Source organism: Bacillus sp. FJAT-27225 (assembly GCF_001685025.1).
Taxonomy (GTDB): Bacteria; Bacillota; Bacilli; order Bacillales; family Cytobacillaceae; genus Bacillus_D.
This window is the reverse complement of sequence record NZ_MAYU01000023.1, coordinates 151,150-167,309: the sequence shown is the minus strand read 5'-3', so window position 1 is coordinate 167,309 and position 16,160 is coordinate 151,150. Positions and strand designations below refer to the sequence as shown.

Below are 16,160 nucleotides of genomic sequence, written 5' to 3'. Positions count from 1 at the left end.
CATTTTGGGTGTCCGAAGCTGTGGAAATGTGCACCAATCGGGGGTTCGTGGACGTTTCGGGTTGCTGAGATCGAGGAAGTGTCCACCAAACCAGTTTTCGCGAAGGACAATTGTCTAGGGTTAATGAGACCTTCACCACTCAAAACCCGAAATGTTATGAATTTTCCATTGGTTACATTTCACCTGCTTAAGACCATAAAATGTGTCCAATAGGTTCTATTGGACACATTTTGACAGTTTCATTAACCTGAAATGTTACCAATACACTCTATTGGCTACATTTCGCACGTCTTACGAACCTGAAATGTTACCAATAAACTTTATTAGGGATATTTCTTATAAGCTCAATATCCCTTTGGTTACAGCGTTCCAGTCTGCCTCCGAGCTTTGAAGAACTTTAATTCATAAATTGTTCAATGTCGTTGGATAGGATCGATGTATCCCAAGGTGACCAGTAATAGGTTTGGCCGTCGTATGCCATCCCATATTTATAAGCAATTGTTTCACCGGTATATAGGACTATGTCATAGTAGGTGGGATCCCCATTTTGCATATTCGGCTGAAAGGACGACCTCGGTTCACTTTCTTTTAACATTTGCATAAACCGCCCAACTTCCTCGACATCCTTCAAATCTTTCAGCAACTTGTTCCCTTCTGCTGTGTAGGACTGATAAAGTTGAATTCTGTTCACCTTATCGACCGGCATGTCTTTAAAATGCCACTTATACTCGTCTTTTTCTCCCCTTGCATAGTAAACGCGATATCCGTTTATTGCTTCCGAATCTTTTACGGCCAGATAGCCAGGCAGACCTTTGATTTCATAGAGTGCGGTTCCCTTTTCATGATAGGCTGCATCCCCATTTTTGATTTTGTAGTTTGTGTCTGACACGTTGTCGGCAACTCTAAATTTAACCTCCCCTACCTTTTTGCCAATGTGGCTGCTATCCGAAATGACCCCTTCAAGGATCCCGTTGTATTCTTCGCCATTCCATTTAATAAAATCCACCCAGTCAATTTCAACATGTGTTTGCTGAAACGGATTCTGACAGCCTGCCAATATAATTGTGAGTAAAAGAATAATCCACTTTTTCATCTTTATCGTCCCCCTTTAAAGAGTAGACGGGTACGCGCTCGGATTTATTGCAAAAAAATTTTCCATGAAAAAGGCCCGGCCATTGTATGGCCGGACCCGGTATGCTTGGAATTCATTTGTTCTTTTTTCAAAAAAGGCAGTTAGCAGTTTTTGTCCTGTTTGGCTTTTTCGGCGTAGAAGGCGTTGATTTCGCCGCCAATTAGGATGATAAATGCCGACAGATAGAGCCAGATCATCAGGATGATGATACCCCCGATGCTTCCGTAGGTGGATGTGTAGTTGCCAAAGTTGCTGACATAGAATGAAAATCCTAGTGATGTAATAATCCAGCCGGCTGTTGCAAAAATCGCACCCGGTATGGCCGATTTGCATTTCATTTTCAAGTTCGGTGCCACCCAGTAGAGGATAGTAAAGATCCCGAACAGGATGAGTGGCGTCAGTGCCCAGCGAATTAGATTCCAAATCGTCAGGAATGCACCATCGAGCCCAAGGAACGAGAACAGGAATATCCCAATTTCTTCCCCGAATACCGGGAGTGCGAGTGCAACAATAAAGACAAATACGATTCCAAAAGTAAACAGGATGGACATCCCGCGTGCTACGATAAAGGATCTTGTTTCGTCGACATTATAGGCTTTGTTGAAGGCGCGGACAAGCGCATTGATTCCGTTTGAGGCCGACCAGATGGTACCTATGATACCAATGGACAGCAGGCCGCCACTTCTGTTTGCCATGATGCTGTTCAGGTTTTTCTCAATTAACGCATAAGCTTCCGGAGGTGCAAAATCTTCAATTGCCCCGAGAATATCCTGCTGTGGTATTGGCAGGTATGGCATTAATGTGAGCAGGAATATGAGCAGCGGGAACAGCGATAGCAGGAAGTAGTACGCCAATTGGGCAGAAAGGCCGGGCAGATCATCTTCTTTTATCCGATGCAAAAGTTGCTTGAAGATGTTCTTGGAGAACAACCCCCGGACGTTTTCGATTTTCTCTTCCTTTTTCGCTGTAGGGGCCGGGTTATGAGCCAACAGTATCAGCTTCCTTCAGGACAACTTCGCTCAGGATCGGGTCGTTTCCATCCTTTCCGGAAATACCGCCGCCCGGTATGGATGATACTGTAGCATCGCTGTCTTCAGGCTTCACGAAGGCTTCTTTAGTTTCTTTTAGGATGCCGACAAGCTGTGGTGTTGTTTCGCGCAGTTCATCCACTTTTCCAGCGATGTATGCGATGTCGTCGTTCATTTGTTCAACGGTATTCTGGATTTTCTTTGCTGTTTCACGGATGGTGTCTGTGATTTCGCGTGGGTTTTTCACGGCATAGGCCACATTGTCGGATACCTTTTTTGCCCCGTCCACTACAGCTGTGCGCGTTTCCCTGTTCAGGAGGCTGTATGCTGCACCTGCCAGCGCACCCCACGCCATTGACTTCCAGAATCTGCTTGTTCCTGCCATAAGAATCTCTCCTTCTTCTATATCATTTCATTTTTAAATAGATAGGTTTACGGTTATTATTCCCGAATTCTTGCTTGTATCCTTCCCGCTTTGGCGGCGGGGCAAACCTTGCCTGTCCTTGCTTGCTGTTGACAATTTGCCTCCCTCATGGAAAGATGGAACTACGAATTCAGGAAGGGTGAATAGTGAATGGATTTATCGAAAAAATCCCCAGAAAATGTTGAATATATGATTGAGAAAATCAAGGATAAGTTAAAAGTGATGAACCTAGGGGCCATCAAGCCCTCCCATTTCGATGAAAATATGTACGAAGAACTGACGGAAATCTATGAAATGGTGATGAGAAAGAATACTTTCTCGACTAGTGAAATGCAGGCGCTTGCTGAAGAACTTGGTAATTTGCGCAAGCAGTGATTTGATCATTTGCCGATGGCAACGAACAGGCGCTGGCCTGTTCGTTTTTATATTTAGCAGTTGATTTCCGCTCCACAAAGGGAAGCTCCTTAGAGTAATCATCGCAGGGACAGGCGGCTTTTTGCCTGTCACCGAGGATGCTCGCGGACCTTAGGGGCGTGCGTTGAGCCTGTCTAGCTGCGGCTCCTAGCTCCTCGAGCCGCTTCGGTCCCTCAGCTGAAGTCAAAAAGCGACTTTTGCTTCAGGCCCTCCAGCGCTTTTCGGAGCTGGGCAGTCGCCTCGCTTTTCTATCTCCTCGTCGCTAAAGCGACTGTGGGGTCTCACCTGTCCCGCTTGTCCCGCAGGACGTTGAGTAAGCTCCCCTGAAAAAGTACCGCAGGAGAAAATGCGTTTTTTGCATTTTCGAACGAGCTCGCACCTTCCGCTCCAATCAACTAGATACAAAACCATATTCAACAAAGTGTGTAATGTTACTCTAAAATTATAAGTCCAAAGCTATATCGCTTCTCTTCTTCTGCAGTCAGCAGCACTAAAATTTCCCTTAGCCTTGCTTTCGTGGACATTCCGAGCGCGAAGAACCTTTAAATGCCCTTAAACCTTGATCCCAAGGACATTTCCAACCCGGAGTACTTTCAAAGTTTTATTCCTCACCCTGGTCGGTAAGGATAACAGGGCCGTCCTTGGTAATAGCGATGGTGTGCTCGTATTGGGCAGAGTAGGTTCCGTCCACGGTTCTTGCTGTCCAGCCGTTTGAATCCATCTTGGTCGGCCATGCCCCGAGGTTCACCATCGGTTCAATCGTGAACACCATGCCCTCTTTAATCCGGACGCCTTTGCCTGGTAATCCGTAATGGGGGACATCCGGTTTTTCATGAATGACTGAGCCAATACCGTGGCCGATAAAATCGCGGACAACTGACATACCTTCCCCTTCAACATACGATTGGATTGCGTGGCCGATATCGCCAATCCTGGCGCCAGGCACAGCCTGCTCAATTCCTTTATATAGCGCCTGTCTGGTCACGTCAAGCAGTTTGCTAACCTCTTCGCTCACGTTGCCGACTGCATAGGTCCACGCCGAGTCAGCGAGTGCGCCCCCCAGGTTTACAACCATATCAACGGTGACAATATCCCCGTCCTTTAATGGTTCCTTGCGCGGAAATCCATGGCACACCTCATCGTTTATACTGGCACAGGTGGCGAATTCATACCCTCTGTAGCCCTTCTGTTCTGCCGTTGCCCCATGCTCTTTCAGAAATTTTTCTGTAAACTGGTCAATTTCCCAGGTGGTGATTCCCGGTTTGATTAATTTTGCTATTTCCTTATGGCACGCGGCCAGGACTTTTCCAGCCTCTTTCATCCTGTCGATTTCGCGCGCTGATTTTAAAACAATCATGCTTTTCCCGCCTTTAATGAAGTTGGAGTTCATGTTTACTATATGCTTTTCTGCATTAGCTGCTCCAATTCTAATAGTATCCTTCTTTATAAAAAATTCAAAGCATCGTGCAAGGGCAATCGTGCCTGCCTAGGATACAGCAAGCTAAACGGTTTTTTCCGCCACATAAAAAGCTGTACCCTTAATGGTACAGCCTGTTTAAGGGGTCTGACCCCCTCCTGGAAATTAGTTCAGCAGCTTTGTGGATTCACGGATAAATGCAGGGATATCATCAGGTGTGCGGCTTGTGACGAGCTGGTTGCCGCAGACGACGACTTCTTCATCCTTATAGTTAGCTCCGGCGTTTTCCAAATCCACTTTGATAGATTTGTAACCGGTCATGGTTCGGCCATCAAGTGCTTTTGCATTAATGAGCAATTGAGGTCCGTGGCAAATAGCAAAGACCGGTTTTTTTTCATCCATGAATGATTTGCTGAATTCAACAAATCGATCGTCAGCACGAAGAATGTCAGGGGAGAAGCCTCCTGGCAGGAACAGCGCATCATAATCGGCTGGATTGACCTCATCGATGCTATAATCAATATTGGCTGTTGTTTCGCCTTGCTTGCCTTTTACCTCCTTACCCTTTTCGGTACCGATGGTCAGGACCTCATGGCCGGCTTCAACATAAGCTTTGGCTGGCTCGGTGTACTCGGAATCCTCAAACATGTCCGTAATTAAGCATGCGATTTTCTTCGACACTTTCAACAGCTCCTTTTTCTTTTGGTCATCATTTTCATTCCCTTAACTTAGAAAGGCAAAACGTCTCGCCGACGTGCGGATTTTTGTCGATTATTTTTATAAAGTGCAGATTATATGGTACTTTTGGAGTCAATTTGTTATCATGAAAAAAAGATATAATAATCAAGGTGTGTGAAACGTCTATGATAGGTGACCGCGTTAAAAAGATTCGGATGGAAAGAAAAATGTCGCTATCGGAGCTTGCCGAGCAGGCAGGGGTAGCGAAGTCTTATATCAGCTCACTGGAGAGGAATTTACAGCGGAATCCTTCAATTCAATTCCTGGAGAAGATTTCAGCGGTATTAGGGGTTCCTGTTGATCATTTAATTCACGAATCGCCAAGTGATGAAGAGCTTGACCGCGATTGGATGAACCTTGTAAAAGAGGCAATGGATTCAGGTGTTTCCAAGGAGCAGTTTCGGGAATTTCTCGAATTCAATAGATGGAGAATCGAGCAGAGCAATGATAGTAGAAAGAAATAACCTTCATTGATTCCAAAAAACAAATCCAATGAGAATTCTCATTGGACTTTTTTTGCGTTTTTTTTGTTTCTCCATCCTTTTTAGGAATGGAGCCCTCTTTATTTTGCAGCCCGCAGCAACTCGTTGTCATGTTTGCTTAGAAAATCTCTCACAATATCGGTTCCCAGCCCGATCTCTCTTGCTTCCATGATAAGTGACATCCATTCCTGATCCAAGTTTTCCAGACCTTTTTCGACAATTTTAATTGTACTCACCCCTAAAATACATTCGTATTCCAGGCAGCCCAGCCATCATCGCAAAGTAATTCTTCCTGCATTAGACCTGAAGCTTTGCGTCCCGCTCTTTCAAGCGGTTTGCCTTTTTCTGTTTGTACTTAAGCAAGTTCAAGCCTGTTCTATATGTATGACCATGGACGCATACTTAAGTAGTAGCTATAGGTCTATTATAGATAGTCCTTTAGTCATAGGGTGTTGTTTTTTGTCTGAGCAATTACAAAAGCTACCAATATATTTTCCCAATATCATACAAGAACCGCCAAATAATTTTTTAACTATTCAGCAAGGTGGTGCTTAGCGTTAGTTTTCCCTTCCAGATGAAGGTAGACCTTGTAGGTTTATGTCGTAAACAATGTTGAAAACATCACTCTTATTTTAAATGGTTCACCTTTTTTCACAGTGTCTAGTTTTAACAAAGTTTCATTTTCAGAAAATTGTAAATAATCTTTGAATATTCTTCTTACTTTGAATATAATATTAACAACATGAAAATGGGATAAAACAGCAAATTTGTGAAGGAGGGTTAAGCTTGACGCTCATTCATATACTGAACTATACGATTCCGATTACTTTTATGATTTTTTTAGGTTTTTGGCTTGATCGGCTGTTGAAACCAGTACCAACAGAAGCAGACGGAACATCGGAGCATCAGGAGCTTCTGAAAATAGACACACCTGAGGAACAAGGTACAAGCTAGGAACACAAGGGACCAGTTTTACATGCTGATCCCTTTCTTACGTCAGTTTTTTCAAAACTTTTTCTGTGTAGTTTTTGAACTTCGAGGAATTTGTGCTGCCCCCGCGTTTTGACACCAAACTGTTGAGGCGCAGCATTTTCTGGTTCAGTTTCTTCTGCAGCGATGCACGCTCTCCATCATCTGTACAGTGGGCAATTAAGCCTTCAATTGTAGACATTTCCCTCCGCAATCCCGTTTCCTCTTCTGTATAGCCGGCATTTTTCATAATACGGTAGGCCATCCGGAGATCCTCGGGTACTCCAACAAGATCATCTTTCGGGAGAGGCTTGCCGAATCCGGGCAAATTTTCAAACTCTCCATTTTCATAAGCCTTCTTTATACGGTCCTCTGAAATAATTTGAAAAAAATCCACTTTAGCCCCTCCTAAAAGTCTTATATAAGGTTTCCTTGTATGACCGAGTAACCTATCACTATTATTTCCATTTTCATTATACCATTTTCCACCATTCCAAATGAGTTAACCTTCATACATCCACGCCTCATAATCGGCAAAGGTTCGGGGAAACTAGGCTGGAAGGAGATTTATTGAAAGGAGCGCAATATATGAGCCGCGGCAAAAATTTTGATCATAAGAAGAAAGGGCATCCCGGAAACTTTCCCAAGGATACCCTGACTGAAAAACACACAAAAGAAGCTATTGGAGATGAAGAATTCCTCGTTGTGCGGGAAGCGTTCAAAAACCGGGTCGAGCAAGGCGACGGCAACAGATTCCATTAATCCGTTTATCCGAGTTCGGAGGGCTGCCTCCGAACTCTTTTTTGTAGCCTTTTAAACCTGTTCTTCCTTGGATAGGATAAGTGAGCTTACTTCAAATTCCTTCAGCCAGCCTGAAGCTGCTTCAATATCAATCGAGAAAACCCGGTCATGGGTAATGCTTGGAACAATCCGGCGGGCTTCTTCATATAAGGCCCGTGTTGCGGTTGCAAGCTGCTCTTTTCCGCGGTACTCAGCGGCCTGAAGCGCGCAAATCAGTTCAATTGCGAGTACCCGCCTGACGTTTTGGATTATTTGCCAGGCATGGCGGGCTGCAATCGTGCCCATTGAAACATGGTCCTCCTGGTTGGCGGAAGAAGGGATTGAATCGACGCTTGCCGGATGGGCCAACGTTTTATTTTCCGATACTAGAGATGCTGCTGCATACTGCATAATCATCGCGCCGGATTGCAGCCCTGGCTCGGGGCTCAGGAACGGCGGCAAGTCATTCAGCTGGGGATTGACGAGCCGCTCAATCCGGCGTTCGGAAATGTTTGCAAGCTCAGCAGCGGCAATTTTCATAAAATCCATTGCGAGGGCAATTGGCTGGCCGTGGAAATTGCCTCCAGATACCACCATATTTCCGTCATGGAAAATAAGCGGGTTGTCAGTCGCGGCATTCAGCTCAATCTCAAGCTTCTCACGAACATATTCGAGTGCCTGCCACGAAGCTCCATGTACCTGCGGGATGCAGCGGATGCTATAGGCGTCCTGGACCCGAAGCTCCCCCTGCCTTGTTGTCAGCCCGCTGTCGCGCAAGTAGCTGCGGATTCTGGCTGCTGTTGCAATCTGCTGCGCATATCCGCGCGCCTGGTGGATTTCATCAGCGAATGCATCTATAATGCCGGTCAAGCCTTCAATTGTCAGGCTTGCAATTAACTCTGCCTGATAGGCAATCCGCTCCGCTTCAATGTAGTTAACGGCACCTTGCGCGGTCATCGCCTGCGTACCGTTAATTAGTGCTAGCCCCTCTTTGGCTTCGAGCGTTATCGGTAAAATTGATTCCTGTTGAAGTGCTGCAGCAGCCTCCATCCGGCTCCCTTTGTAAAAAACCTCCCCTTCCCCAATCAGGACGAGCGCCAAGTGGGAGAGCGGAGCAAGATCCCCGCTTGCTCCCAGTGATCCTTGCTGCGGGATAACCGGGATGATGTTCGCGTTAACGATTTCAATCAGGCGTTCAATTACAACCGGGCGGACACCCGAGTATCCTTTCAAAAGTGCATTCGCCCTCAGCAGCACCATTGCCTTTGCAACCACTTCCGGGAAAGGCTCGCCAATCCCACAGGCATGGGAACGGATAAGGTTAAGCTGCAGGTCCCGGACATGGGCTGCATCAATCAGAACATCACTGAATTTGCCAAAGCCGGTGTTGATACCGTAAACAACCTTTTGGTCGGCAACAATCCGCTCAACCGCCTCCCTGCTTTTTGCGACCTTCGCGAGACTCACGTCGGAAGCACAGATTTTGGCGTCCTTATATAACACTTCTTTTACCTCATTCAAAGTCAGCGTATTCCCTGTTAACTCTATCATGATTTTCACCTCTACCAATTTAGCAGAATAAAGAAAGAGGCTGGACTCCAAACCTGTTACGATTCGGGGCCCAGCCTCTTTTTTATAATTGCTGTTTGTTTTATGTTCATGGGAATCATCCTTATTTTATCAGAAAATAGTGATAACTACCCTTATTGTATGTCCGGCGGTTGGTACTGTCAATGCAATGGAAAAATAACTTTACCCAAAATTAAGTGAACCTTCCTTCAGTGAGGTTTTGTTCATCCCCACTGATGGTTAATCCCCTTCTACTGCCCTCATACTAAGCGGAGACCAAACAGCAGTACGGGCCGTATGGTCCAACTATGCTCAGCGGCAAGTTTCACTTTAGCTCATCATCCGACTTTAAAAGTGGATAAATGCTGATACACGGAACAAAGTAAAAGAGATAGGAGTTGATTTTATGAAAAGGGCGATCTTCCTTATATTTGCTATCTTGTTGTGTATACCACATCCTGGTCTTGCTGCAACTGGGTCAGCTTCCAATGCAGGTCAATCAGGTATAAGCGAATCACCCCCACACTCAACAAAATCAAGAGATGAGGCAGGTACGAAGTCAGTGGCGGAGCCGGATATTCCAAAGCCGTCCAGGGTTTCAGAACCTGGTTCAATGCCTTCCGAAGCTATGGACCCTGAATCAGGACCTTCATCTTCATTCGGGATAAAGCTTGACCCGTCCTCTGTTTCCGAGCTGGATTTGAACCCTTCTGCTTCATCGGATACACAGTCTGCCCCTTCGACAGCTCCACTTAACGAAGCAAAAGCAGCATTCCTTAGGAACGGAAACCTCTGGGTGTTCATGGAGGGGAAAGAGAAGCAAATTACCAAATCCGGAAACGTACATTCAAAGCCTGTTTGGTCTTTGGACGGAAAGTGGATTGCATATCAGGAAACTGCACCAGCCGAGTTTAAGGAGTCTGGCGAACAGTCCGAGCTATGGGTCTATGAGGTTGCGACTGGTACAAACAAGAAGATCTTTCACGATGGAACTTCGCCAAAATGGTCACCCCACAAAAATGTGATTGCCTTTAAGAACGAGGGGATATTGAATATATCTGATTTCAGGAGGTTTTATAATATTGCCATGGGTGTAGGTGATTACACATGGCTGCCAGACGGAAGCGGCTTTTTGCTGTCTGCTCCAGGCACATTACGGCCCGATGGCTGGACGAGCGCAACATTGTTTACAAAACATATCGGTGAAGAGTATAAGGACATCCTTTTGTATGGAGGAGTAAAGCCGTTCTTTCAGTTGCCAAAAGAGGTTGGTACAACAAAAGACAACAAACTGATTGCTGTATATGCAGACCAGCTTTCTTACTCACCAAGCGGAAAGTGGATTTCATTTATTGTTTCACCAACAGCATCCTGGTCCATGGACAGTAATATGCTCTGTGTGATCGGCAGCGACGGAAAAGGGTTCACAGTTCTGGATGAAGTAATTTTTGAAGTAGGGGCGCCAAAGTGGGCTCCTTCAGAAGACACGATTGCCTTTATTGCGGGCGGGGGCAGGATTGTTTTCGGTTTTAAAAATAAAGATTTGAAGGTCCGGGAAATGCCGGCATCCGGTACGCTTACACCTCCTGATTATGCTGATATTGACTTTGACTGGATAACAAATTATTCTCTGGTCGCAGCGAGGGTCAGGGAACAAGAATGGTCGAACGATTTCAGCAAGCATCCGCACCCCTCGCTCTTCTCCATAGACATTCCTACAGGCAGACAGACGAAGCTGACAAGCCCGCCGGCTGGGTTCGGCGACTATGCACCGGATTACATTCCGAACATCCGGCAGCTTGTCTGGCTGAGGGGGAAGTCTATTTTGGACAAAAACCGGACATTGTGGCGTGCCAATGCAGACGGATCCAAGGCGGAGAAGTGGCTTGAGAATGTGGAGGCTATTGTGTTTTTTGAAAAATAAACAACGTGTTTTCCATTCCTAAGCAGCTTACTTCTCTGTTCGTATTCCCTGGTTTTGTATGTCATCGTCTGCAAGAATTGTTTCATTGTAGGCCAGGCCCATGTTATAATAAGGCACTTGCAAGGTTCCAAGCTTAAGATACGGAGATGTCACGAATGAACAAACGATGGACAATTAGTAAAATTAAAGAATTTGTTGAGAAGAATTCAGATAGCAAACTGCTGTCGACGGAATATCACGGCTTTTCCCAAAAGCTGCTTTTTAAATGTGCATGCGGCAACAATTTCGAAAAAACATTTACGAAATTCAAAAATAATCACCAGCGAAAATGCGACGTCTGCCAGCCGCCCAAAGCTTCACGCTAGATGCATAGCTAAAACAGAGTGCCAGTTTCTTTTAAGAGGAATTGGCTTTTTTATTTGGACACTCTTGGAGGGTTTCCCCGAATTTAAAAGTCCTGCTAATTCCGTTATACTGTAAAGAGGCGATCACAAAGCCGTTACTGAAAGGAATGAATACTGTGAAATCATTAGTTCTTGCCGAAAAGCCAAGTGTGGCGCGGGAAATCGCCCGGGTCCTTGGCTGCAGGCAATCAACGAAGAGTTATATAGAAGGCGATAAATATATCGTAACGTGGGCGCTTGGCCACCTGATTGAGCTGAAGATGCCCGAGAACTACGATACAAAATACAAGGTTTGGAACCTTGAAGACTTGCCAATTATTCCAAATAGGATGGGCATCAAGGTCATCAAGCAAACAAGCCACCAATTCAAAGCTATAGAGAAATTGGCTGGCAGGAAGGATATTGGGGAAGTTATCATTGCAACCGATGCCGGCCGCGAAGGCGAGTTGGTTGCACGCTGGATTCTTGACCGGATCGGATGGAAAAAGCCGATCAAACGGCTTTGGATTTCCTCGCAAACCGATAAGGCGATTCGTGATGGATTCCGCCAGTTGAAGCCGGGCTCACAGTTTGATTCTTTGTATCAATCTGCAGTGTGCCGTGCTGAGGCCGACTGGCTGATTGGATTGAACGTGACCCGTGCACTGACAACTAAATACCGCGATCCACTTTCAGCTGGGCGTGTCCAGACTCCGACGCTAGCAATGGTGCTGGAGCGTGAGGAGCAGATTCAAAAGTTCCAGCCAAAAGAATATTGGACCATATCAGCTACTGCCGGCCCGCTTTCACTTGAATGGGAAAAGAATGGCGAGAAACGGATTTTTGATAAGGCTAAAGCTGAGGAGATTGTTTCCAAGATTCAGGGCGTGAAGGCAGTTGTTAAAAAAATTGACCGCAAGAAGAAGTCCGAACCGCAGCCTCTTCCTTATGACCTGACAGAACTCCAGCGGGATGCCAATAAACGGTTTGGCTTTTCGGCTAAAAAAACATTAAGCACATTGCAGCGTTTGTATGAGCAGTACAAATTAGTTACCTATCCACGCACTGATTCACGCTATTTGACGACCGACATGGAAGCGACGATGGCCGACCGGCTTGGTGCGGTGGCCGGAGCATATCGCGATGAGGCAAAGCCTGTTTTAGGTAAAAGTGCAGTACTAGCGAAGCGTGTATTCAACAATGCGAAGGTAACAGACCACCATGCGATCATTCCGACCGAGGAGCGGCCGAACTTGTCCGAACTCGATACGGATGAGCGCAAGATTTATGATTTAATTGTCCGCCGGTTCCTGACTCTGTTTTATCCGGCTTATGAATACGAAACGATTTTGTTTGAAGTGGAGGCGGCTGGCGAAACACTTTCCACTCGCGAGACTGTCACAATTGAAGCTGGGTTCAAAAAAGTGCTGGGCAAAGAGGAGAATGTTCCACTGAAACCGGCTGTTGCGGCCTTGAAGGCTGGCCAGCAGTTGTCTGTCGCTTCTTCAGCTATGAACCAGAAGTGGACAGAGCCGCCTGCCCGCTACTCCGAATCAGATATTTTAGGGCAAATGGAGAAGTTTGGCCTCGGTACACCAGCCACCCGCGCCGAAATTATTGAACGGCTCGTCGAAACGGAAGTTGTTGAGCGCCAAAACAGCCGTTTCCATCCTACAAAGAAAGGCAAGCAGCTGATTGAGTTGGTGAACGATGATTTGAAATCACCAGGGCTGACTGCTAAGTGGGAAGAGGAACTTGAGAAGATTGCCAAAGGTAAAGGTGATCCTAAAGCGTTTGGAAGGCGAATCCGCGAGATGACAGCAAAGCTGGTTGCTGAGGTAAAAACAAGCGACAAATCGTACCGCCCGCCGAATCTGACTGGCTCTAAGTGCCCTGAGTGCGGCGAGTTCCTGAAGGAACGGAATACGAAGGACGGAAAAATCCTCGTATGCTCTAGCCCCGAGTGCTCTTACCGGAAGCGCAAGGACGCCAAGCTTTCGAACCGCCGCTGCCCGCAGTGCCATAAGAAAATGGAGATTCATAACGGCAAGGCCGGCACCTACTTCCAGTGCCGTCCATGCAATGTTGTTGAGAAGGCAGAAGAGCGCAAGAAAGCAGTCAATAAGCGCGAGGAAAAGCAACTTGTGCAGAAATATACGCAAAAGGATGACTTTGGAACCTCTTTGGGTGATTTGCTCAAGCAGGCGCTGGAGAAAAAAGATTAATAAATGTTGAAGGAGCGGTCCTCGGGCCGCTCCTTTTGCGTGTTGGGTGTCTATTCACGGATTGAAACCAGCTTTTTAGGGTTCATCGTAATATAGATTTCATTAATTCTATTGTGAAGGATATAAAAACTAATCGTACTATGAATTGTGCCTTCCATGTAAACAATGATTGCCGGCTGGCCATTGACATTCTTTACTTCAATAGTAAAATCGCTCTGGGCCTTGCTGACGATGCCATTTAAAAAGGCCAAAACATTGGTTCTGGAGAGGATCGGGCGGACTGCAGCCTTGACCTTTCCACCGCCATCTGAGTAAAGTGTGACACTTTCAGAAACCAGTTCAAGCAGAGTATTCAAATTGTTTAGTTGAAAAGCTTTAATAAAGCGGTCAACAATTGATTTGTTCTTTGTGTAATCAAGGCTTTCCCCTTCCACAGCTGCTATCTTAAGCTTTGCACGGCTGAAAATTTTACGGCAGTTATCCTCCTTTTTTTCAACCATTTCCGCAATCTCCTCATACTGAAAGCCAAACACTTCCTTTAAAAGTAATACCGCACGTTCATCAGGGGACAGGTTCTCCATCATCCGAAGGTAAGCAATGCTCAGTCCTTCTTTTTCAAGCAGCACTTCTGATGGGTTATTCAGTTGTGGACATTCTAGCAGCAATGGCTCCGGATTCCATGGCCCAATGTATTGCTCCCGCTTGAATCGTGCCGACTTTAAAAAATCGAGACATCGGTTTGTCAGAATCTTGCAGAGAAAGGCCTTTTTATTTTTGATTTTTTCCTCATCAATTTGATAAGCTTTTAGGAATGTATCATGAACAATATCTTCAGCCTCCGTTACTGAACCTAGCATTCGATAACCGATGGAGAACAACAACGGCTTAAACTGCAGATACTCTTCATTGCTGATTTGCATGACTACACCTCGTTCGCTCACGGATAATCTCCTCAGCAGCCCGTTTTGCACTGGCCGCCGCACCATCCGCCAAGATAAAATCAGGACACGCCCAATCTCCTGCTATATATAATCCTCGAATTCCTATATTAGAACTTCTTAACTTATACTCGTCGCCTACCTGGGGAAGCCGTTTGTTTACAGTAATCTGAGGGAGATATCTGCTTGTAATAACTTGATCTCTCCAGCATGGCTGAATCTTGTCAAGAAACTGTTCAAGCTCGTTTTTCACTCTAGCTCCATCAATTTGTTCATCTGGATGATGGTATTTGAAAACATGCAATACAGTACTGTTTCTGTCTTCAGAAAGCTTTGCATAGGCTGAATGCACCGAATAGTAAATAGGATTCGTTAAATCCATGGCAAACAGCTGTTTAGGCCTTGGAAGATGCGTTAACGAAACATCCAATGTCGCCCCTCTTACTGGAATCATACTGCTTAATACGTCTCCCTCACCCCGCCCTAGCATCCCAGCTAATTCACTGGGGCCAGCCGTACAAATTACGTTCCTGCAAAGGATTTCCTCTCCATCTGATAGGGTCACCTTACTATAATCCTCTTGATTTGGAGCGATTTGTTTTACAGTTTTACGCGTCTGTATCAGTACTCCCCGGATGACTGCTTGATTGTGGAGCTGATCAACAATCGTCTGCCAACCCCTATCAAGATAAAGCACACCTCCGAGGACATTTTTCAAATGGCCCAAAATCACCGCAGCGCTAACCCGCTCGGGCGCATGGCAATACGTCGCAAGTCTGCCTAACATCAACAGCAATGACTGAACCTTTTTGAAACGGGCTGTTTGGGTCACCCATTCCAGAAATGTAGTCCCAGCCACCTGCTGAGTATCAACACGCATTAATTTAAGCAGAACCGATCCCCACTCCAGCTTTTCGTTCCAATTAATATATCTTGTTGTAATGGTGCCTATTGGAGAAAAAGGAGCAGCGTATTCCATATGACCTTCAGTTAAAATGCCGCCTAGCTTTGGTGTCCTTCCATTAAGCTGAATACCTAAGTCTTCGAGAATAGCTTTGGCTTTTCCTTTTTTATAAAGAGCATGCGGCCCCAGATTGAAAAAATGTCCATTATTCTTCGTTGTTACCGCCCTTCCCCCAACAGAGTTCCCTTTTTCCAGGATTAAGACGGATAGCCCCTCACGCGCCAGATAATTGCTTGCTATATAGCCCGCCAAGCCTCCACCAATTATTATCACATCCCATATATCCCTCATAACTTAGCCTCCTTATATTCGTTCACTCTCATGACGATTAAGGAGGTAAGACTGTGACAAAGAAGACTTTCGGTTTGGGTGCTCAAAGACCTTTTGATTCTCTCACGGGATTTTCGGGCGTTGATAACTTTGTATCAACGACCTTTTTGCTCTTTCTCAAGCCTTTTGGGCGTTGATAAACTTGTATCAACGACCTTTTTGCTCTTTCTCAAGCTTTTTGGGCGTTGATAACTATGTATCAACGACCTTTTTGCTCTTTCTCAAGCTTTTTGGGCGTTGATAACTTTGTATCAACGACCTTTTTACTCTCTCACGGGCTTTTTGGGCGTTGATAACTTTGTATCAACGACCTTTTGATTCTCTCACGGGCTTTTTAGGCGTTGATAACTTTGTATCAACGACCTTTTTACTCTCTCACAGGCTTTTTGGTCGTTGATAACTATGTATCAACGACCTTTTTGCTCTCTCACAGGCTTTTTGGG

General features: G+C 45.6%; 18 protein-coding genes and 1 riboswitch. Of the genes, 8 read left to right on the top strand and 10 right to left on the bottom strand.

The genetic code is table 11. The annotated features are described in order from the left end of the window. Positions 1-397: 397 nt before the first annotated feature. The 3 genes from A8F94_RS19730 to A8F94_RS19720 all read right to left on the bottom strand — a co-directional run bounded on the left by A8F94_RS19730 (position 398) and on the right by A8F94_RS19720 (position 2,545). Positions 398-1,093, bottom strand: coding sequence for a hypothetical protein (locus A8F94_RS19730; RefSeq protein WP_066204365.1), 696 nt, complete (start codon positions 1,091-1,093; stop codon positions 398-400). Positions 1,094-1,233: 140 nt separating this feature from the next. After that, complete coding sequence (locus tag A8F94_RS19725; RefSeq protein WP_441294208.1) at positions 1,234-2,079, bottom strand: YihY/virulence factor BrkB family protein; 846 nt, start codon at positions 2,077-2,079, stop codon at positions 1,234-1,236. 31 nt (positions 2,080-2,110) lie between these two features. Further along, on the bottom strand, positions 2,111-2,545 hold the full coding sequence (locus A8F94_RS19720; protein WP_066204363.1) for a YtxH domain-containing protein: 435 nt from the start codon (positions 2,543-2,545) through the stop codon (positions 2,111-2,113). A gap of 189 nt (positions 2,546-2,734) precedes the next feature. Between A8F94_RS19720 and A8F94_RS19715 the strand changes: the two genes are divergently transcribed. After that, positions 2,735-2,959 carry a DUF1128 domain-containing protein gene (locus tag A8F94_RS19715; protein ID WP_066204362.1) on the top strand — a complete coding sequence of 75 codons (225 nt, stop codon included), beginning with the start codon at positions 2,735-2,737 and terminating at the stop codon, positions 2,957-2,959. 640 nt (positions 2,960-3,599) lie between these two features. Here A8F94_RS19715 and map read toward each other — a convergent pair. Both map and A8F94_RS19705 read right to left on the bottom strand, forming a co-directional pair. Beyond that, positions 3,600-4,355, bottom strand: coding sequence for a type I methionyl aminopeptidase (gene map / locus A8F94_RS19710; RefSeq protein WP_066204361.1), 756 nt, complete (start codon positions 4,353-4,355; stop codon positions 3,600-3,602). A gap of 225 nt (positions 4,356-4,580) precedes the next feature. Next, positions 4,581-5,096: a type 1 glutamine amidotransferase domain-containing protein gene (locus tag A8F94_RS19705; RefSeq protein ID WP_066204359.1), complete on the bottom strand. Its 516-nt coding sequence runs from the start codon at positions 5,094-5,096 to the stop codon at positions 4,581-4,583. Between the two features lie 182 nt (positions 5,097-5,278). Here A8F94_RS19705 and A8F94_RS19700 point away from each other — a divergent pair, with 182 nt between their 5' ends. Beyond that, positions 5,279-5,617, top strand: a complete 339-nt coding sequence (locus tag A8F94_RS19700; RefSeq protein ID WP_066204357.1) for a helix-turn-helix domain-containing protein — start codon at positions 5,279-5,281, stop codon at positions 5,615-5,617. A gap of 98 nt (positions 5,618-5,715) precedes the next feature. On the opposite strand, the gene A8F94_RS25475 is transcribed toward A8F94_RS19700, so the two are convergent. Then, positions 5,716-5,871 carry an anti-repressor SinI family protein gene (locus A8F94_RS25475; RefSeq protein WP_254660909.1) on the bottom strand — a complete coding sequence of 52 codons (156 nt, stop codon included), beginning with the start codon at positions 5,869-5,871 and terminating at the stop codon, positions 5,716-5,718. Between the two features lie 20 nt (positions 5,872-5,891). Then, a riboswitch (cyclic di-GMP riboswitch) is annotated at positions 5,892-5,985 on the bottom strand. A gap of 436 nt (positions 5,986-6,421) precedes the next feature. Here A8F94_RS25475 and A8F94_RS25930 point away from each other — a divergent pair. Further along, positions 6,422-6,589, top strand: coding sequence for a hypothetical protein (locus tag A8F94_RS25930; RefSeq protein ID WP_175384478.1), 168 nt, complete (start codon positions 6,422-6,424; stop codon positions 6,587-6,589). 37 nt (positions 6,590-6,626) lie between these two features. On the opposite strand, the gene A8F94_RS19695 is transcribed toward A8F94_RS25930, so the two are convergent. Beyond that, positions 6,627-7,001: a J-domain-containing protein gene (locus tag A8F94_RS19695; RefSeq protein ID WP_066204355.1), complete on the bottom strand. Its 375-nt coding sequence runs from the start codon at positions 6,999-7,001 to the stop codon at positions 6,627-6,629. 191 nt (positions 7,002-7,192) lie between these two features. On the opposite strand from A8F94_RS19695, the gene A8F94_RS25925 reads away from it, so the two are divergent. Next, on the top strand, positions 7,193-7,366 hold the full coding sequence (locus A8F94_RS25925) for a hypothetical protein (RefSeq protein WP_175384477.1): 174 nt from the start codon (positions 7,193-7,195) through the stop codon (positions 7,364-7,366). A 51-nt stretch (positions 7,367-7,417) separates the two neighbouring features. Here the strand turns inward: A8F94_RS25925 and hutH are convergent, their stop codons facing one another. After that, the gene (gene hutH / locus A8F94_RS19690) at positions 7,418-8,935 is read right to left on the bottom strand and encodes a histidine ammonia-lyase (RefSeq protein ID WP_066204353.1); all 1,518 of its coding nucleotides are present in this window, start codon (positions 8,933-8,935) and stop codon (positions 7,418-7,420) included. 424 nt (positions 8,936-9,359) lie between these two features. Here hutH and A8F94_RS19685 point away from each other — a divergent pair, with 424 nt between their 5' ends. The 3 genes from A8F94_RS19685 (at position 9,360) to A8F94_RS19675 (ending at position 13,485) form a co-directional block, all read left to right on the top strand. Beyond that, positions 9,360-10,877: a TolB family protein gene (locus A8F94_RS19685; RefSeq protein WP_077247838.1), complete on the top strand. Its 1,518-nt coding sequence runs from the start codon at positions 9,360-9,362 to the stop codon at positions 10,875-10,877. Between the two features lie 155 nt (positions 10,878-11,032). Further along, complete coding sequence (locus A8F94_RS19680; RefSeq protein ID WP_066204352.1) at positions 11,033-11,242, top strand: hypothetical protein; 210 nt, start codon at positions 11,033-11,035, stop codon at positions 11,240-11,242. Positions 11,243-11,397: 155 nt separating this feature from the next. After that, a complete protein-coding gene (locus tag A8F94_RS19675; protein WP_066205086.1) occupies positions 11,398-13,485 on the top strand; it encodes a DNA topoisomerase III in 2,088 nt (695 codons plus the stop codon). A gap of 50 nt (positions 13,486-13,535) precedes the next feature. Here A8F94_RS19675 and A8F94_RS19670 read toward each other — a convergent pair whose 3' ends face one another. Continuing rightward, entirely contained in the window at positions 13,536-14,426 is an 891-nt protein-coding gene (locus A8F94_RS19670) for an RNA polymerase sigma-70 factor (protein WP_368072800.1), read from the bottom strand. Further along, positions 14,389-15,678 carry a phytoene desaturase family protein gene (locus tag A8F94_RS19665; RefSeq protein ID WP_066204349.1) on the bottom strand — a complete coding sequence of 430 codons (1,290 nt, stop codon included), beginning with the start codon at positions 15,676-15,678 and terminating at the stop codon, positions 14,389-14,391. The genes A8F94_RS19670 and A8F94_RS19665 overlap by 38 nt, the downstream gene beginning before the upstream one ends. Positions 15,679-15,731: 53 nt before the next feature. Here A8F94_RS19665 and A8F94_RS26420 point away from each other — a divergent pair, with 53 nt between their 5' ends. Continuing rightward, positions 15,732-15,854 carry a hypothetical protein gene (locus A8F94_RS26420; protein ID WP_302621323.1) on the top strand — a complete coding sequence of 41 codons (123 nt, stop codon included), beginning with the start codon at positions 15,732-15,734 and terminating at the stop codon, positions 15,852-15,854. The last annotated feature ends 306 nt before the right edge of the window (positions 15,855-16,160 follow it).